The sequence below is a fragment of the Streptomyces sp. KL116D genome (assembly GCF_030766975.1).
GTDB classification, from domain to species: Bacteria; Actinomycetota; Actinomycetes; order Streptomycetales; family Streptomycetaceae; genus Streptomyces; species Streptomyces longispororuber_A.
In genome coordinates this window covers 14,529-31,094 of sequence record NZ_JASERH010000007.1, presented here as the reverse complement: position 1 = coordinate 31,094, position 16,566 = coordinate 14,529, and the positions used below count along the sequence as shown (strand labels likewise).

General features: G+C 70.0%; 18 protein-coding genes and 3 pseudogenes. 10 read left to right on the top strand and 11 right to left on the bottom strand.

Features of this window, described 5'->3' with window-relative positions; genetic code table 11:
* Positions 1 to 232, top strand: a 232-nt coding sequence (locus tag RBJ77_RS02190) for a hypothetical protein (RefSeq protein ID WP_372343412.1), incomplete at its 5' end; no start/stop codon positions are given.
* Between the two features lie 2,397 nt (positions 233 to 2,629).
* Here RBJ77_RS02190 and RBJ77_RS02185 read toward each other — a convergent pair.
* Entirely contained in the window at positions 2,630 to 2,944 is a 315-nt protein-coding gene (locus RBJ77_RS02185) for a hypothetical protein (protein ID WP_372343411.1), read from the bottom strand.
* Between the two features lie 2,143 nt (positions 2,945 to 5,087).
* On the opposite strand from RBJ77_RS02185, the gene RBJ77_RS02180 reads away from it, so the two are divergent.
* Positions 5,088 to 5,306, top strand: coding sequence for a hypothetical protein (locus RBJ77_RS02180; protein WP_372343410.1), 219 nt, complete (start codon positions 5,088 to 5,090; stop codon positions 5,304 to 5,306).
* Positions 5,307 to 5,467: 161 nt separating this feature from the next.
* Here RBJ77_RS02180 and RBJ77_RS02175 read toward each other — a convergent pair whose 3' ends face one another.
* On the bottom strand, positions 5,468 to 5,707 hold the full coding sequence (locus RBJ77_RS02175; protein ID WP_372343409.1) for a hypothetical protein: 240 nt from the start codon (positions 5,705 to 5,707) through the stop codon (positions 5,468 to 5,470).
* A 1,051-nt stretch (positions 5,708 to 6,758) separates the two neighbouring features.
* Between RBJ77_RS02175 and RBJ77_RS02170 the strand changes: the two genes are divergently transcribed.
* The 3 genes from RBJ77_RS02170 to RBJ77_RS02160 all read left to right on the top strand — a co-directional run bounded on the left by RBJ77_RS02170 (position 6,759) and on the right by RBJ77_RS02160 (position 7,923).
* Positions 6,759 to 6,980, top strand: coding sequence for a hypothetical protein (locus RBJ77_RS02170; protein WP_372343408.1), 222 nt, complete (start codon positions 6,759 to 6,761; stop codon positions 6,978 to 6,980).
* 334 nt (positions 6,981 to 7,314) lie between these two features.
* Positions 7,315 to 7,539, top strand: a complete 225-nt coding sequence (locus RBJ77_RS02165; protein WP_372343407.1) for a hypothetical protein — start codon at positions 7,315 to 7,317, stop codon at positions 7,537 to 7,539.
* Between the two features lie 81 nt (positions 7,540 to 7,620).
* The gene (locus RBJ77_RS02160) at positions 7,621 to 7,923 is read left to right on the top strand and encodes a hypothetical protein (RefSeq protein WP_372343406.1); all 303 of its coding nucleotides are present in this window, start codon (positions 7,621 to 7,623) and stop codon (positions 7,921 to 7,923) included.
* Here the strand turns inward: RBJ77_RS02160 and RBJ77_RS02155 are convergent.
* The gene (locus tag RBJ77_RS02155) at positions 7,845 to 8,222 is read right to left on the bottom strand and encodes a hypothetical protein (RefSeq protein ID WP_372343415.1); all 378 of its coding nucleotides are present in this window, start codon (positions 8,220 to 8,222) and stop codon (positions 7,845 to 7,847) included. The genes RBJ77_RS02160 and RBJ77_RS02155 overlap by 79 nt on opposite strands.
* Here RBJ77_RS02155 and RBJ77_RS02150 point away from each other — a divergent pair.
* Both RBJ77_RS02150 and RBJ77_RS02145 read left to right on the top strand, forming a co-directional pair.
* Positions 8,182 to 8,454: pseudogene (locus RBJ77_RS02150) on the top strand (rRNA adenine N-6-methyltransferase family protein); the annotation flags it as partial. The gene RBJ77_RS02155 and the pseudogene RBJ77_RS02150 sit on opposite strands and share 41 nt — an antisense overlap.
* Before the next feature lie 352 nt (positions 8,455 to 8,806).
* Entirely contained in the window at positions 8,807 to 9,001 is a 195-nt protein-coding gene (locus RBJ77_RS02145) for a hypothetical protein (protein WP_372343414.1), read from the top strand.
* Positions 9,002 to 9,084: 83 nt separating this feature from the next.
* Here RBJ77_RS02145 and RBJ77_RS02140 read toward each other — a convergent pair.
* A pseudogene (locus RBJ77_RS02140) lies at positions 9,085 to 9,327 on the bottom strand (transposase); the annotation flags it as partial.
* A gap of 1,003 nt (positions 9,328 to 10,330) precedes the next feature.
* Here RBJ77_RS02140 and RBJ77_RS02135 point away from each other — a divergent pair.
* Positions 10,331 to 10,564, top strand: a complete 234-nt coding sequence (locus tag RBJ77_RS02135; protein ID WP_372343405.1) for a hypothetical protein — start codon at positions 10,331 to 10,333, stop codon at positions 10,562 to 10,564.
* Between the two features lie 696 nt (positions 10,565 to 11,260).
* Here RBJ77_RS02135 and RBJ77_RS02130 read toward each other — a convergent pair.
* The gene (locus RBJ77_RS02130; RefSeq protein WP_372343404.1) at positions 11,261 to 11,374 is read right to left on the bottom strand and encodes a helix-turn-helix domain-containing protein; all 114 of its coding nucleotides are present in this window, start codon (positions 11,372 to 11,374) and stop codon (positions 11,261 to 11,263) included.
* On the opposite strand from RBJ77_RS02130, the gene RBJ77_RS02125 reads away from it, so the two are divergent.
* Together RBJ77_RS02125 and RBJ77_RS02120 are read left to right on the top strand one after the other, a co-directional pair.
* The gene (locus tag RBJ77_RS02125) at positions 11,373 to 11,546 is read left to right on the top strand and encodes a hypothetical protein (RefSeq protein ID WP_372343403.1); all 174 of its coding nucleotides are present in this window, start codon (positions 11,373 to 11,375) and stop codon (positions 11,544 to 11,546) included. The two genes, RBJ77_RS02130 and RBJ77_RS02125, sit on opposite strands and share 2 nt — an antisense overlap.
* 405 nt (positions 11,547 to 11,951) lie before the next feature.
* Positions 11,952 to 12,749 carry a hypothetical protein gene (locus RBJ77_RS02120; protein WP_372343402.1) on the top strand — a complete coding sequence of 266 codons (798 nt, stop codon included), beginning with the start codon at positions 11,952 to 11,954 and terminating at the stop codon, positions 12,747 to 12,749.
* Positions 12,750 to 12,890: 141 nt separating this feature from the next.
* Here RBJ77_RS02120 and RBJ77_RS02115 read toward each other — a convergent pair whose 3' ends face one another.
* The 6 genes and pseudogenes from RBJ77_RS02115 to RBJ77_RS02090 all read right to left on the bottom strand — a co-directional run bounded on the left by RBJ77_RS02115 (position 12,891) and on the right by RBJ77_RS02090 (position 16,301).
* Positions 12,891 to 13,130, bottom strand: coding sequence for a hypothetical protein (locus RBJ77_RS02115; protein WP_372343401.1), 240 nt, complete (start codon positions 13,128 to 13,130; stop codon positions 12,891 to 12,893).
* Positions 13,131 to 13,336: 206 nt separating this feature from the next.
* Complete coding sequence (locus RBJ77_RS02110; RefSeq protein ID WP_372343400.1) at positions 13,337 to 13,552, bottom strand: enolase C-terminal domain-like protein; 216 nt, start codon at positions 13,550 to 13,552, stop codon at positions 13,337 to 13,339.
* The gene (locus RBJ77_RS02105) at positions 13,549 to 13,746 is read right to left on the bottom strand and encodes a hypothetical protein (protein ID WP_372343399.1); all 198 of its coding nucleotides are present in this window, start codon (positions 13,744 to 13,746) and stop codon (positions 13,549 to 13,551) included. Before RBJ77_RS02105 ends, RBJ77_RS02110 begins: the two co-directional genes overlap by 4 nt.
* A 665-nt stretch (positions 13,747 to 14,411) precedes the next feature.
* Positions 14,412 to 14,672 carry a hypothetical protein gene (locus RBJ77_RS02100; RefSeq protein ID WP_372343398.1) on the bottom strand — a complete coding sequence of 87 codons (261 nt, stop codon included), beginning with the start codon at positions 14,670 to 14,672 and terminating at the stop codon, positions 14,412 to 14,414.
* 211 nt (positions 14,673 to 14,883) lie between these two features.
* A pseudogene (locus RBJ77_RS02095) lies at positions 14,884 to 16,068 on the bottom strand (M20 family metallopeptidase).
* Positions 16,065 to 16,301, bottom strand: coding sequence for a hypothetical protein (locus RBJ77_RS02090; RefSeq protein ID WP_372343413.1), 237 nt, complete (start codon positions 16,299 to 16,301; stop codon positions 16,065 to 16,067). The pseudogene RBJ77_RS02095 and the gene RBJ77_RS02090 overlap by 4 nt, the downstream one beginning before the upstream one ends.
* Positions 16,302 to 16,566 lie beyond the last annotated feature (265 nt).

Genomic DNA, 16,566 nt, shown 5'->3' with positions numbered 1-16,566 from the left:
TACTGTCCGGCGAGGATCCGCAGGTAGCTACTTCTTCAGCTACAGGCCGTTGCAGATGAAGATCGTCGGCGCCGGTGGCGGTGCTCCTCCGAGGCCCGTGGTCGCGTTCCAGAGAGGGACTGTCATCGTGGTGCGGGACGCCGCGTGCGTGGCCGCCGCGCGCCGCTACTGGGACGTGGCGCGGCGCGGGTCGACGACTGCGCCGCGCGCCGCTGAGGAGCCGTCCGCCTGACGCCGACCGAGCGCCGCGCCGCGTCGCTTCGCCTCTCCTGCGCATCTCGCTCGTCGGACGAGCAGATCGCCCGCCGGCTCGAAACTGAGCGTGCGCATCGGTGCGGACGGAGGGTCGCCGTGATCCCCGACCCGCCTGACGCGACCCGCTTCGTGGCGGGGTCCGGCTCCGCGCGCCCGGAGCCGGACCCCCCGCCTGATGTGCCCGCAACCGCCGGCGGCTGCGGGATGCTGCAATCATCCGCCGACGGCGTCCGGCGGCCTTCGTTTGCCACGCAAGAAGGTACGGAAAGCTCATGAGAGGCGGCCTGACTGGCCGCCGTCGGCACCGCGCTCGTGGACGACCGCGCCTGACTGCCGCGCCGGGCGTCGGCCACCCAGATCGCGCACAGCTGCGTGGGCGAGGCGGTCGTCCGCTGCGCCACAACGTCGAGATGCCATCCACCGGCGTCTTCAACGCGCACGGCCGGGTGACCTGGACACCGCCGGCGGTACCGTCTACAAGGTCATGTGGTCGCCGGGGTGCGGCTGGAGTACTCACGTGAACGGTGCCGGAGACCCTCCGGCAGGAGGCCCCGTATCCCGTCTATGAGTCCGGGCAGGATGTCGCGCGCACCGACATCGGCACGTCGTGCGGTTCGTGAAGCACGCAAGCTCGTCCGTCGCGCAGGTCCTCGTGTCGTGTGAGAACGGCGGCAGCGAGACCAACGACTGGGTCACGACACCGTCGACGTACCCATCTGCCCCCGCTGATCGCGTGACCGCGAGCTCTGCCGCTTCCTACTCGGGTTCTGGGTCCTGTATTGGGTCGTGATCAATCGCGGGTTGCGCCCTCGTGGGAGAGGGCGGGGTCCGGTGGTCCGTAGTGCACGACGCGGACGCAACGGACGGACCAGGAGCGGAGTTCATCGGTCCGTACCTGCCGTCCGGCGAGTGCGGGCCGTATCTCATGCGACTGCGGCAGCAGGCTGAGGGTGATCTGGAGGTTCCGCCTCGAGCACAGTGGCGGGAGGTCGAACGAGTTCGGCGCGTGGGCCACCGTGCACAACCGCTTCCGGCGGTGGCGGCACTCCGTGTTCACCGCAGCTGCGGAAGGACTGATCGCGAAGGCGGCCGGAAGCGGGGCAGGACGGACCTGTCCCTCGGGCAGTACCTTCAGGGATGAGGAACGGTGACGATGCATCGCATCGTGGAGCCGGCGATGTGACCTCGCGCGGCGAAGTCAGTCCTCGCACACCGCTTGACCCGCGGCTGTGCCCAGAGGACGCGGCGGACATTCACGGGATCACGGCCGCGGCCCTTGCCGGGGCACCGTTCGCGGGACATCCTGGCGGACCTCACCGCGGCGCTCCGTGGCAAGCGCTGCCTGATCTACGCAGTGCCTACGGCGTCCGTCGGCTCCGCCGTGAGCTGACCCTGTGCTACCTCGACCGCGCTGCACGGAGGTGTCGAGAGACAGTGCGCACGGGCACCGTACCGGAGGACATCGGGCGGTCGCTGAGGTGGCTGCCCGGATGGACGCCATGAGGTTGGAGGACGATGATCCCTGCTCGGTCTGGGCGGGGGACTCCAGCGAACATCACGGCACCAACCGCTGGCAGCCCTTGGCGGGAGGACATCGGGCTGCGGAAGACGGCCCCGTCCTCGACTGCCTGCGGGCCGTGGCAAAGGCCGCCGGTTCGCTTTGTCCGAAGGGGACTTGTAGCCGAACTCGCGGGTCCCGCGTCCAGAACGGCACCTCGGAGGACTCGGGTTCGTCCGCGTCCGCATGATCGAGGACCAGCAGACCGAACTATCCGTATTGCGGCTATTCGGAAGGTTATCTATAACAGGAGGCATGAGCCGTCGAGTTGATACACGCGAGCAGCGTCCACAGTTCGAACTCCGCTGTGGTGCATGTGATCGTGCAGCGGGCTCCCATCTGGTTCATCACACGCTGATCACCACGGCCGGCGGTACTGGGGCCGCTTGGTGGACGAGTCGCTAGTGCGCGACGCCTTCTGCGGGGCCGCGACAGCCATCTCGCGCAGGGAGGCATCGGGAGGTGCGGATCCCTCGTGATGGTACGTGCGCCCTACCAGGGGATGCGGAGAAGGCCCCTGTTCAGGAGGTGCCGCCGCGTGCGGGGGGCGGCCGAGGCGGCACGGCCGCCGCTACATGATTCCTTTCCACCGCCAGGGTGGTGCTCCCTGCGCGGCCGCGCAGGGCAGTCGGCACGGTACTGGGCTTCGCGCCGCCACTGTGGGCGGGTGGCGGCGTGCTGCGCGGCATACGTCGTCATCCGCAACTCGCGGGCCCCGGCGAGAGTCCATACCGGCCCATTCGGTGACGTCCGTGCCGTAGGCGGTACAGAACGCGGCGTACTCGGCGGCCAAGACCGCGCCGGTCGTGGTCAGCTTCACCGCCGTCGACACGAGGTCCACTCCGGCGGGCCGAACGAGGCGCGCTCAAAGTCCCAGGAGGATCGGGCCGGCCGCGGTACGTGCGATGTTGCCGACCCAGGCGTCCCCATGGACGACGCACTCGGGCAGCCGCAGGCCCGTGACGCCCACTGCGCCTTGAGGTCTTCGAGCCGTTCCCGCAGCCATTGCCGGTCATCGTCGGCGAGGGTAGCCGCGGTGTCGATCCGCTCGGCGGCCCGTACGAACGGGTCCAGGTGCCCGAGCGGCAGCTCGGGCTTGGGCAGGGCGTGCAGCTGCTTGAGGACCGCCACGACATCGGCGACGGTCCCGATCTTGTGTGGTGGGCAGCTCGTGCCAGAACGTCACCGGGTGTCCGCTGATCGCCACCGGCTGCGGCAGCTCGAGGGCGCGGACGGCGGGCACGCCCTGGGCGGCGAGCCAGCGGGCCACCTGTACTTCGCGGGTCGCGGCAACGAGCTGGCCGGGGGCGGGCGATGCGCAGCACCACACCGCCACGCAGACGCCACAGCGCGTTCTCGGCGATCCGTATCGGCTTTGCGCCGGTGGCATCGAGGCCGGCGGCGGGCATGCGGCCTGAAGCACGGCATGGGTGGGCGTGGTGGAGACGGTCACGGCTGCACGGTAGCCGCGATGCGCTCGCGCAGGTGCTCGGCTTCGGGGGCTTCCGGTACCGGGCCGTGTAGCGGGACAGCTCGCGCAGGTCGTCGGCGGCCCGGCACGACGTCAGTTCCCGACGTCGTTCAGGGCCCGGTGGCCGAGCACGACCGCATGCTGAGGTCGTCGCCTCTGGCCATGGCGAGGGGAGGCGAGTTTCGTGCCGGAGATCGCGCGGGAGCGGGCGAACTGGTCCCCGTGCTCCTGCACCGCGATCTCGAACCGGCGGGCCGCCTGCCCCCGGATCCTGCTCGGCGTGGACGGCCAGATCGAACAGGGCGTGCGCGGTGTCGCCGTGATGCTGGGCGTGGTCGTAGTACGCCATCCAGGGCGGGTCCTTCGACGGGTCGGACTGCTCGAACGCGGCGTCGGCCTCGCCGACCGCGCGCAGCGTCTCGGTGACGTTGCGCATCTTGCCGAAGGCCCCTGGCGCGGGCGGTGTGCAGCATGGCCCGCTCGGTTGCTGTCAGCCGGTCGGAGCGCACCAGCCCCTTTTCCGCGTGTGTGAGCCCGGTGTCGGGGGTCGCCTACCCAGATCTCATGCCGGGCCATGAAGCTGTACGTCTTGGCGCGCAGGTGCCATTCCCCGGCCTCTTCCGCGCATTCGGCGGCGAGACGGAAGCTGACGCGGGCGTCGTCGTGGGCGTACGCGTCGAATTGGCTGGCTCCGACGACGATCCCCAACCGGGCCACGGAGGCGAGGAGTTCCGGGCGCAGGGGCTCGGGGCAGGGCACGGGCAGCAGTGAGGCACCCCACGTGATCGCGCCGCGGGCGAGCTCTCGTACGACCTCCGCCGCCGCCGTGTTCATTGTCCTGGCGGTGGATGACGTCGGCGAGTGCCTTCCAACTGGGCGATCTCGCGGGGGCGGATCTGTGACGGGATCTCCTGGGGTGCGGTCGGTGCGACGAGGCGAACAAGGTCGGTAGGGGCGAGGGCGGCGAGGCCGCTCGTGACGAGGAAGGCGCGACGGTCCACGGAGGCAGAACTCCCACTCGGAGGTAATGGACTACCTCCAACCAGGATGCTGGCCGCGGTGGACCCTGAACCGACGCCTCCCGCCCTGCCGGGGGTGCACTTTCCGTTTCAACACGGGAGTTTTTCTGCTTTCCCGAAGACCATTCCCACGCGCGGGCGAAGACCCCGCCGGTCTCGAGAGCGTCGTCCAGCCGCTCCGCCAGGTCCTGCGAGCAGGTGGCCGTCCCCTTCTCGATCTTCTCGATGAGGGAGCCGCTGACCTGCACCAACCCCGCAGTTCGGAGGGCATGAGCGGGCCGCGCTTCTGCGCCAGGTGCGCAGCTCGTGGCCGAACCAGTCCCGCGGTGATGCGTCCGGGGTCAGCTTCTTCTCTGGTCTGGGCATGGGCTGTTCCTCGCTCGCGAAACGGAAGATCGAGGTTTCCGAGTCAGGGTCTGCAGTCGCTCCTGTCGGCCTGACTCAATGGTTGCTGAACGGCACCGCGAGTACACACCGCGGTCGGTGCCTGGTGGAGAGATTTCGTCGAACGAGGAGTCCCCGTAATGGCAGACCTGGCGCAGGCGCAACCGATCGCCGTGGAGGGCACGAGCGCATTGGTGGCTCCCGGGTGCGTTCCGGGAACCTGCGAGGTCGACGTCAGCTGACGGCTGAGGATCGTCGCGCCGCGCAGCCCTGTCGCCGCGTGTCTGAGCGCTGTGGGGTCTGCGATCCGACCTGGAGTTCCGGGTGGTCCTGGCGACGTCCGGAGCTTTTGGCGAACGCGTGGCAGCACGCCCGGCCGGAGGGCGCGGACTGCGTCCCCGTGAAGTTCCTCCTCTCGCGCACCCCCGACGGCGTCTTCCCCAGCGTGCGCGACCCCGACCCGCGCCATCCAGCGTCCGTCAACGCCCTCGACACCGACGAGAACGGCCGCAGGCTCGCTCTCCGCGAGGGTCAGCGACGGGTTCGGTTGCTCGTCCACGGCTGGCGGAAGGACGTGTGGGTCTCCATCCTGCGCCCGACGAGCGAGGCGACTGGATGACTACGCCGGCCACGCTTGCCTCTGGCTGGACGCACCCTGTGCGGGCCGCCGCCCCGCTGTTCGGCGCCACCCGTCTCGCCTGGATCGCGCAGAAGATCCGGCGGTGGGCGCCCGTACGTCGAGGGGCAGGTCCTCGACGACCTCGCCGCCGTCCTCGATGACTACATGCCCGGCGAGAACCAGGTCACGACCTGGCCCAGCGTCTTCGCGGGCACCACATGCGGCTGTCGAACCGCGCCGTCACGACACGGCTCCACGAGCGGGACGAGGCCGTCGCCCGGCTCGTCGACCGCGGCCGGACACAGCGGGCCGAGGTGCTCCCTCGGCGTCCACCGCAAGGCCGTCGGGCATCTTTGCACGATGGCGTGGACGGTCAGCGAACTGCTTGAGCTGATGGTCACGCATCAGTACCTCACGGAGGTGTCGTGACCAGGCCCCGCACCTGCCAACCACCAGACCGGTCAAGCGAGGGAAGATGCCTCGCCCCCGTGCGCACCGTCACAGAACCGGCGCTGATCCCGTTCATCACGAACCGGGAGGGTGAAGAGGCCGCTCCGAACAACCTCTTCATCGCCTCCCACCGGTCAGGGTCCCGTCTGTACTACGGAGACGAGAGCCGGTGGACCGCGACATCTGGGGCGTGCTGTGGGGACGGTGCAGCTTCAACCCGCATGACCGGCACGGCCGGCCGACAGGGCGACCGCAGTGGCGCCTGATGCACCCCCTTCCGCCAGCGGTACTGCATGGAGACGATGCGCTGCCAGGTCTGCGCGGAACCGGCTCGCACACCGCTCGGGTACATCTTCCTGGCCGGGCCCCACGACTACGACCCCACCGAGCCCGTCATCACCGCCCAACCGCCGGTCTGCCGAAAGCACATCCGGGTGTCCGCCAGATGGTGCCCGCACCTTGAGCGCGTCGATGGTCTTCCTGGCCCAGAGCTCCCCCGTACGGAGTGCAAGGGACTCTCTACACCCGCGAGGGGGATCGCGCGGCGGCGGTGCTGCAGCTGCGCGCGCCCCCCTGCCCTATGGGCACCGCCACATGCCCACGTTCGCCTCCCAGATGGTTCGCCGTCTCAAGGCGTACCGAGTCCTCGACGTCGAACAGCTGATGCGAGAGCTGGCCGAGGCCGCCCCATAGCTCCTGCCCGGTGGCCCGGCTGTCGTGCGTCAGCGGGTCATCGGGCAGGTACCAACACTCGGCGCGGGGTCTCAGGTCTCCGCGCCGGGCTGCACGCGTCGGTCGGCCACACGCAATCAGCGACAGGCGACCGACGCCGGGCGAGGCTCGTGGAGCCTTGCCTGCTGCAACCCTGTAGCGGGCCCGCCCACCACCGCATTGGAATCAGCGACACAGAGGAGCACAGCATGTTCGTACACTCCGACCGTCTGCCGGCGAGCCCCGCGGTTCCCAGGGGCTTCCACGCCCGCGCCCTGGGGCGCCAGCCGCATGGCGGCGTACGCGGCGATGGCGCCGGCTTATGACCACGTCGTCCTCGACGAGCGGAAGCAGACCGCCGCGTTCCTCTCGGACCAGGACGGCATCGTCATGGAGAGATGCCGGGGCTGGAACCAGCACGGGCACCGCGCCGGCCACCGGGCACCAGCGGACGGCAAACGGCTCCACCCAGGGACTCCGACACGGGCAGTGATGCCGACCAGTGATCACTGATCCGCGTCCGGTGGTGGTCGTCACCGAGCCTGAACGACCCCACCGCCGACGTGCGATCACCGGAAGCTGCACGACCGGGGTGTCCCGGTCGTGCGGTTCGACTCGGGGATTTCCCGCATCACTGTCGGTGGAGGCCGAGATCACTCAAGACGGCGTGCGCGGCCGTCTGTGCACGCCGTCGGACGGCTGACCTGGCAGGGATTCGCTCCCTGTACTACCGCCGTCCCTCGGATTCGCTTTCCCCACCTCGACGAGCAGGACGCCCGGTCTGCGATCACCCAGGCCCGCGCCCGGCCTGGGCGGTGTCATCGCCTCGCTGCCCGACTGCCGTTACGTGAACCACCCCCACCGCATCGGCGACGCCGGAGTTCGCCGTCCAGGCTCGCCGCCGCCGTCGATGCCGGGTTCCCGGGTGCCCCGCACGCTCATCACCTCGAACCCCGATGCGGCCAGGACGTTCATCAAGGGCAGCGACCGGACCGTCATCTACAAGCCGCTCCACAACCCCGTCTACCGGATCGACAACGTCCCTCCTGCGTGGTCGAGATCGCCGCGGTGACGCCCGAGGAGATCGACGACCGTGTGGCCGGCACCGCCCACCTGTTCCAGGAGTGCGTTGCGAAGACGGCGGATCGTACGCGTGACGGTCATCGGGCAGCGCTCGTTCTGCGTGCGGATCACCTCCGACCTCCTGGACTGGAGGACCGACTACAGCCGACTGAGCTGCACCCCCGTGACACGCCCGCCGGAACCGAGACAGCGCTCCAGGGCCTGCCTGAACCACTTCAGGGCCCTCTTCGGCGCTTTCGACTTCGCCGTGGACGCCGACGGGCAATGGTGGTTCCTGGAATGCAATCCATCCGGTCAGTGGTACTGGCTGGAGGACGAGACCGGGCTGCCCATGTGTGCGGCCCTTGCCGACCTACTCGAAAGGAAGCCGTGAGCGGCCACCAGCAGCTCCTGCAACGCCTCATCGACACTCATCACGGCCGGCGGAGCTGCGCTCGCCTGCGTGGAAGCAGGCCGCGGCCGCCGTACTGGCACGAGTTCGCTGCGCGCGGCGGGTTCTTCCGCGAAGTGCCCGGTTCGGCACTCCACCGCATGGACGGCAATCCACGAGGCAACCACGAGTGGCTGCCGACCTGTTACCTCGACGAGTCTCTCGTCACGCAGATCGCAGAGCACGATCAAGCCCGAGGACATGCGCGGCGAGATCATGCGGGAGCCGACCAGCTCGAGCACACTGCCCTCCCTCGTCCTGCGGATGCTGGAGGACCTCCACGTAGAGCCGGACATGAACGTCCTGGAGATCGGCACCGGCACCGGCTACTCAACGGCCCTGCTCACGCGGCGTCTTGGGGAAGATCAGGTCACCTCGATCGAGTACGACGCAGTCGTCGCCCAGCGCGCCCGCAACTCCCTCAGCCGGCTCGACCTCCAGCCCACGCTCCTGACGGGCGACGGCCTCCGGGGCGCCCCGGAGAGCGGCCCGTACGACCGGATCATCGCCACCTGCGCAGTACGGACCGTCCCGGGAGTGGATCGAGCAGACCCGGCCCGGCGGCACCATCCTCACCACCATCGGAGGCTGGCTCAACGCGTCCGAACTCGTGCGCCTGACCGTGCACGAGGACGGAACGGCCAGCGGACCCGTGCTCGGCGGACGCGTCAGCTTCATGCTGGCACGCCCCCACACGCCGCCGCCGCTCGGTGTCCTCGGACCTCTCCGACGGACGCGAGCGCGAGACGAGCATCGGAGCGGACGCTCTGGAACGGCTGGACCAGCCGGTTCATCATGCAGTTCGCCGCGCCGACCGCCCAGCATCATGAAGTTGCGCGCCGACCGGCACGACGAGGACGTCCTGGTCGACGCCGAGACCGGCGCGTGGGCCGCGCTGCACCAGGAGGAAGGCCGCTGGATTGTCCGTGAGGGCGGCCCGAGCCGTCTGTGGGCGGCCGTGGAGGGCTGCTCGACCGCTGGCTGTCTGCTGGTAGCCCTCCAGTGGAGAAGGCCTCGGTGACAGTCGCCAACGGAGTCCAGAGCATCCACTGGTAGCCCTGCCGCGTCTGCGTGACACCACCATCAGGAGTGTTGAGGTGCTGTCGTGTTCCAGTTCGGGAAATCGTGCGGCAGGTAGCGCCACTGCACCCCGGTGCGGTCCACATACAAGATCGCGTTCATGATCTCGCGGAGATCGACCTCGGCAGGCCGGCCGAAGCCCAGAGCTCGGCCGTGGCGTTCGTAGCGCCAGTCCTCCAGGACAGGCCCGATCAATTCCCAGCGGGCATCAGACAGATCACTCGGGTACGCACGTCGTTCGAGGCATGACCTGGACGTACTGCCGATCAGGGCGTGCGCCCAGGCGTGTGTCCTGCCTCGCGGAAGCACGGAACGCATCCGGGCGCCTTGGGATGAGACAGGCGCAAGCTGCCTCCTGCCCCCAGAAGTCGCACCATTCGCCCCAACAAGCATGGCCGACCCAGCAAGCCCCACCCGCACCAGTCCAGCGGTTGCTGATCAGGCAGGACGTGGGCCTTGCCTATCTCCTGCCACTGGCGGTCGAGGTCCTCGGGCCAATCCCCGGCGGAAGGCGACATGTATGAGGGCGATCTGCTGGCTGCCCTGCTCACCAGGAGTGCGGTGGTCTGGGAGCGAGTGCCCCTGAACTCGGGCGGGAGGTCCGCCTGATCGTCTCGGAGTTGGCCGACATGCCGCCTGCTCTGAAGCGTGAGGTCGAGGGGTTCTGGCTCAGTAGCTCACCGATAGCCTGCACGTCGGTCATGGGCCGGCGGGTTGTCTAGCGGAGTGTGAGTGGGCGGCGACACGGCCGCACCGGGCCGTCGTCAGGGAGATGCACACGCGGCCGCGAGGGTCGCGGCCGCCAGGAACCCGAAAGCCGAAGTGAAGCCATACAGGTCGGCAGCCAGCCCATGACCAGCGGAGCGAGTACGCCGGCGAGTTGTCCGCCGGTGTTGACGATTCCATGCCTGTGCCGATGACGTCGCGGGACAGTACGCGGAGCCGGAATGCCGATGATGCCGATGAAGGCGAGGCCGGCGGAGAACATGGCCAGGGACTGGAGGACCGTGAATGCCGTCGTCGAGGCTGGACAGGAGCATGTTGACAGCAGGGCCGCCGAGACGAGGAGTGCGGGGACGACCAGTCGGCGCGAGGTCCGCGTCCAGGCCACGGGACATGAGCTGGCCGCCGATCGCCACGGCGACCGCCGTGATGAGCAGGAATCGCGGCGGATACCCCGGCGTGCACCATGGAGAGGCCCTGGCCTCGACCAGGTACGACGGAACCCACGTGATCATTCCGTAGTTCAGCATGTTGAAGCATCGCGAACATGAGCGCGCAGCGCAGCACCAGCCCGTTGCGCAGGACGCGGCCCACCGGCGCCGCGGCGGCGACGGCAGGTGTGTCGGGCTCGGTGAGTTCGGGCGGGAGCGGGGACGGCATCAGCCTGCACAGCACCAGTCCGACGACCAGTCCTGCGGCGGCGATGATCCAGAAGGTGTGGCGCCAGTCCGCCATGACGATGATCGGTTGCGACGATCAGCGGGCCAAGGCCCGCGCCTAGGCTGTTCGAGGCGAGCATGGACCGGCCGCTGCGGCTGCGCGGTGGCGGAGGATGGTTCGCTCGGTGAGTGCCTTGAACGAAGACGCGGCCGGGAAGAGTGCTTGCGAGATGCCGAACGCGCGCAGTACGAGGGAGTGCGACCAGGCCCGGTGCGAGGCTGGTCGCGGCAGTGAACACGGACCATGCGACCAGTGACACCACCAGTAGGGGGCGCGAGCCAGGCGGTCGGCGAGCAGGCCGGCGGGAACTGGCTGAGCATGTAGGCGATCGCGAACGCCGAGACGACCAGGCCCTGTTCGGTGCGCGTCAGGCCGAACTCCGCGCCGATCAGCGGCAGGGCGGTCGCGATCATCACGCGGTCGATGTAGTCGATGACGTAGACGCCCATGAGCAGGGCACAGTGTGGTGTGTTCGGTGCGCCGGACGGTTGCGGGTGGTGTGCTGGTGGGGCTCAAGACCGATCCCTCCGTATGGGGTTGGTGGGGAGCGTAGAGCGTAGGGGTTTGCCATGGACTCGTTCAGGCGCACGAGAGGAGGGGCGAACTTTCGTCCGCGGTGACGAGACGAGGAGAGCGGTCCGCGTCCGGCCTGGACAGGGGCCACCAAAGGCCCGGCCGCGTCATGCGGGGAGCCGGAGTCGCTCACTTGTCGGGCGACGTCGGGCGGAGGGCTCTTGTTTAGCGTGGCCGAGCAGCCTCAAAGGCGCAGCATGGCCGCGAATCGTTGATCGGAGTCGTCCAGATCGATGCCGCCCACCTCGGCGAGACGGCGCGGGCGGTAGCGGAAGGTGTTCGGGTGGACGTGTGCCATGGCGGCCGCCGTCGCCACGTCGCCGAACGCGTCGAGCCAGCGACTGCAGGGTGTGCATCAGCTGGGTCTGGTGCTGCGCGTCGTAGTCGAGCAGGCGGGTGAGCGGGGTCGTGGGGCGGTCTCCGCGGGCGGCCGTGAGGTCGGCCAGGTCGAGATCAGCGCGTCGGTGTGAACGTCCTCGATGGTGGCGACGCGGCGGCGTCGGGCATCGGTGAGCAGTACGCGCAGTGCCCGGTCCGCGTCCTCGCGCTCGTTGGATGTCTGAGCTGTCGTCGGCGAGCGATCCGACGCCGATCGCCGCGTGGGTGTGATCTGTGGTGCTCTCAGGAAGGTCGAAGCGAGGCGCACCGCCCGTTCCTCCCAGTTGATTCGGCGGTCGGGCGCACGATGGCGTACGCGATGTCGCCGATGAGGGCCACCGCGGAGCGGCTGGACCGCGGTCAGGTGCATGGCCAGCGCGTCCGTGAGGCGTTGGTGGTCGGCCGCGCGGGCGGCGTCTTCCTCCTCTGGTGTGTGGGGAGGCGTGGGTCAGTCCCATCGCCAGTACGGTTACGGGCCGTCGAGGAGCCCGAGCCGGGTGATCGCTGCGGGAGCGGATGCCTCCTTGCAGGGCGGTGCTCACAAGGTCGGTGCGCACTCGGCGTTCGACGTCGGCGCCCGCGCGCAGCCGGAGCATGTGCAGGGCGACGACCTTGGCGGCGTCGGTGAGGGCAGGTGCGTTCCGGGGTGGGGGGCCGGGGACGGCCGCCCAGATGGAGCCAAGGATCTCGCTGCCCGCGCGGACGGCGACAGCGACCCAGGGCATGTCCACCTCGAAGCCCTGGGTGCGGGGGTCGATGTAGACCGGGTCCGGGTCGCGGTAGAGCCGTTCGAAGATTCCGGTGCGTTCCAGGCCGCGGGTGAACTGCTCGGGCACCTGGCGTCCGAGGATCGTTCGCACCCGGGACTGGTCCGCCTCGTCCTGCCTGCCGGAGAAGGCGAGTACGCGCGAGGCCCTGTCCTCGATGGTCACCGGCGCGTCGACAAGCGCGGACACCGCGTTGGCGACGGCGAACAGGTCTCCAGCCGGCAGTCCGTCGAGGGTCTGCTGTTGTGCCTCGCTGATGTCGTCCTCGGCAAGGAGCGTGCGCAGCATGGCGGCAAGCTGGTTCCACGAGGCCCCGGCGGCCAGTGCGAGCAGGCTGACACCCGACTCCTGCACCGCGTGTACGACGTCGGGTGTGGCCTCGGCCGGCTGCCGGACCACCAGCGCGGCCGCGTCCCGTCGGCCGTAGTCGTGCAGCAGCTCGATGATGTCGTCCGGATCTCGCACGCCCACGCCGAGGACCATGGCATGGGCGGGGGAACTCGCAAGTGTCCAGAGGGTCGTGGATGACGACGGCTTCAAGGAGCGGGCGCGGGTACTGCATCCCCGCCAGCGGCCGCAGTAGTACGTCACCGAGAGCGTCAGTACCGGGCCCGAGACTCCGCGGGGCTTTGCAGGCATGGGCTCAGAGCTTCTCACGGCGTTATGACGTCAGCCAGGCCTTGTCCACGGTCGCTCGGCCAGGGCCTCCGGGATCGGGGGTGACGCCGAGACCGGGAGCCCAGTCGGCACGGGCAGGTGGCCGGAGTCCAGGACGAAGGGTTCGGTGATGTCGGTGCGGTAGAAGCGGTTCGATGCCGAGGTGTCACCTGGCAGCGTGAACCCGGGCAGCGAGGCGAGCGCCACGTTGGCGGCGGCCGAGACCGGTCTCCAACATGCCGCGCACCACACCGGCACGCCGTGGGCCGCGCACACGTCGTGCACGCCGAGGCCTCAGGTAGCCGCCGACCCGGCCGGGCTTGATGTTCACGATGCGGCAGGCGCCGAGGGCGATCGCGTCGGCGGCCGAGCGCGCGCGAGACGATCGACTCGTCCAGCGCACACCGGGGTGGTGATGTGCCGGGCCAGTTCGGCGTGGCCGCGGGCCGTCCTCCTCTTCAGAGCGGCTGCTCGGTCAGCAGCAGTCCGAACGGGTCGAGCCGCTGCAGCTGGGAGACGTCCGCGAGCGTGTACGCGGTGTTGGCGTCGACTTGCAGCAGGATGTCGTCGCCGAAGCGTTCGCGGACCGCGCGCACCGGCTCGACGTCCCAGCCGGGCGCGATCTTCAGCTTGATCCGGAGTACCCCGCGCCGAGGTAGGGCCGACGACGTCAAGCAGCTGCGGGACGGAGTCCATGATGCTCGACCGACACCCGCACGCCACCGAGTCCTTGGTGGATCAGCGCGGTGGCGAAGGAGGTGCCGCTCGCGCGCAGTTCGGCGTCGAGGACGGCCATCTCCATGGCTGCCTTGGCCATCCGGTGTCCCTTGACGGGGGCGAGCAGGGAGGCGACACGGTGAGCAGTCACCTCCTCGGCCCGCATCAGGGCAGGAACGGTAGTCGCGCAGGATGTGCTCGGCGCCGTCGACGTACTCGGACGGTAGTGGGGGTCGAGCCAGCGCGACACACTCACCCCAGCCCTCACCGGCCGGTGTCACCACCCGGACCAGCAGCAGGTCCGTGCGTGCTGGGTACCGAACGAGGTCGAAACGGTGCCACCAACGGCATCTGGACCCCGCAGGAGTTCCACTCCCACTGAGCTTCATGACGCGTGCTTCCTTTCGAGTGCGTACCAGCCGGCGCGGTCGAATCCGGTGACCGATGGCGCCGTCCTCCAGCAGGCCGAGCAGGGTCTCCCTGAGCGCGATGCGCCACGAGAGGCCGAGCGCAGGATCGCTCTTGCGGAGTGCTTCGATGTCGGGCGGTACCGCGACGAGCAGCAGGGAGCGCGTCGCCCGGCCCGCGACAGGACTGCCGTCCGCCGCGATCGACAGCGCGAGCCCGGCGCCCTCGCGCGCAGCTGTCGGTCGCGCGTCGGCGCGGCGCTGGGGTTCGCCGCGGCGCGCGTCTGGGCGGTGTCACCGGCGAGTTCCCAGTTGACCAGTAGCCGGTCCGTCGCGGAGGCGCCGTTGATGCTGTCGTTCATGGGGCCGTAGTAGTCGTCGGCAGATAGCGTGCCGGGCGGGCGCCGGTTTAGTCAGGTTGAAGTGGGCGTTGCGGCACGCCAGCGGGTCGAGACGTCCAGGAGATCGTGTGGGTGTGGCGGCGCAGGGCCCAGAGCGCGTTGATGGGTTTGAGGGCGAAGCCGAGTCCGCGACCGAGGCCGCTGGGGGTGACGCCCGCGATGTGGCTGTGCGGGCTGCCCGTGGGCGGGTGTGCCGAAGGCCCGAAGCAGGCGCCCAGGAGTTGCTGCCCGTCGAACGCGCCGGCCACGTAGTTGCCCGTGGTGGTCATGGCGCGCAGCAGCTCGGTCGGGACCGGTCGGCTGCCGCCGTCCGGCTGCCAGATCGACTGGAACAGGGCGCTGACAGCGTTGAGTTCGGCTACGTCGGCGAGCTCACGGACCAGTCACGCGGGAGGCCGAGGCTGCCGCAGCCCGCGTCACTGGTCCGCCTCGTGTTGCAGTGCGGGCAGGGCGCGCTCGGGGTGTCGGCCGTCAGCTTGGTCACCGTGTCACCTCGTGCGCGGGGGGTACGCAGGGCTCTCCGAAGGAACACGAGCCGGCTGTCCAGCTTCGCCCGCACGGTGGTGGCGGGCCAGCAGCGTCCGAGCGAGCGGTCAACAGCTGCGTGCGTGGCGTGAGTTCGGCGACCACGACGTGTTCGGTGTCGGCGTGTGCGCCTCCACCCACCGCGCCCAGGCCGTCCAGGGTCGCAACGCCCAGGCCGGCGGTGAAGTTGCCGTCCGATGCGCCGCCGACGCTCGCGGCGGTCAGCGGTCCGATGTTCAGGTCTTCCGCGAGCGACTCGGTGAGAGCGAACAGGTCCGTCGAGGCCGCCGCGTCCAGAGGGCGGACGGTTGATGCCGCCGGTGACGCGCAGGCCCGCACCTGGCAGTACGGGGCGCAGTGCGCGCACGGCCCCATCGACCCGCTCCTGCTCGGCCCGGTCCCAGGCCCGCACGTCCACGGCCACCTGGGCGGTGGCCGGGACGGTGTTGGCCGTCGTACCGGCGGTCGACGCCGTGGGTACGACCGTGGTGCCGCGTGCGGAGTCGGCGAGCTCGGCCGTGGCGAGGACGTGGTGGGCGAGTTCGATGCCCGCGTTGATGCCCTTGTCCGGCTCCAGGCCGGCGTGTGCGGCGTGGCCCTCGACCTCGATCCGGTAGAGCGAGACACCCTTGCGGCGGCACTTCAGCGCCCCGCCGTCGGCGGACGCCTCAGGACGAGGACCGCCTCACAGCCGCGGGCCGCCTCCTCGATCAGCTCGCGCGAACCGGGTGAGCCGATCTCCTCGTCGCCGGTGATCAGGATGGTCAGCCCGTCGCGGTCGGGCAGCGCCGCGGCGGCGTGCAGCGCCATCACCACGCCCGCCTTCATGTCGAAGCAGCCCGGGCCGCGCAGTACGCCGTCGCGCACGGGTAGGGGTGGAGTGTCCAGTGTCCCCAGCGGCCACACCGTGTCGTGATGCCCGAGCAGCAGGGCGCGCGAGGGCCCGTTGCCGAAGCGCCACCGCAGATGCGGGCACCCGTCCGTGACGAGACGCTCGGGCTCAACGCCCAGCAGGCGACGCCCGATTGCGGTCACCGCGTCGGCGCTGCGCGCAGGGGCCTGATGGTCGTCGGACGGTGACTCGCAGCGCACCAGGGTCTCGATGTCGGCGAGCAGAGCGTCCAGGTCCGGTGCTGTCATCGGGGCTCGCCTCGCAGCGGCCGTCCGGGCAGGGCGTCCGTCTGCAGGGTGCCGTCCGTGACGACGGGCTGTCCCGCGACGTACAGATGGCGGATCCCGAGGGACGGGCGTGTGGGATCGGCGTAGGTGGCGGTGTCCGTCACCGCCGCCGGGTCCAGGGCGACGAGGTCGGCGTCGGCGCCGACGCTCAGGTGGCCCTTCGCGCGGGCGGCCGGTGCGACGTCGTCGAGGATCCGGGCGGGCAGGAAGGAGCAGCGGCGGAACGCCTCGGCCCAGGTCCAGAGCGCCGCTCTCGCGCACCATCAGGCGCAGCGTCTTGGCGAAGGTGCCGGCCGTGCGCGGGTGAGTAGTGCCGCCGGGCGGCAAGGGCCACTGGGTGCTGTCGTGGCTGCCGTCCGGCCAGTAGACGGGCATCGCATCGCTGGCGACGACGGCGTCGGGGGTAGGCGAGTGCCTGCCGCATCAGCTCCAGATCGCGCGGCTCGTCCTCGTCGAGGA

Coding starts and splice junctions, on each gene's coding strand:
- RBJ77_RS02170 (WP_372343408.1), top strand. CDS start 6,759: ATGGCGGCGTACGCGGCGATGGCGCCGGCTTATGACCACGTCGTCCTC.
- RBJ77_RS02145 (WP_372343414.1), top strand. CDS start 8,807: ATGAAGTTGCGCGCCGACCGGCACGACGAGGACGTCCTGGTCGACGCC.
- RBJ77_RS02135 (WP_372343405.1), top strand. CDS start 10,331: ATGAGCGCGCAGCGCAGCACCAGCCCGTTGCGCAGGACGCGGCCCACC.
- RBJ77_RS02125 (WP_372343403.1), top strand. CDS start 11,373: ATGGCGGCCGCCGTCGCCACGTCGCCGAACGCGTCGAGCCAGCGACTG.
- RBJ77_RS02130 (WP_372343404.1), bottom strand. CDS start 11,374: ATGGCACACGTCCACCCGAACACCTTCCGCTACCGCCCGCGCCGTCTC.
- RBJ77_RS02100 (WP_372343398.1), bottom strand. CDS start 14,672: ATGACCACCACGGGCAACTACGTGGCCGGCGCGTTCGACGGGCAGCAA.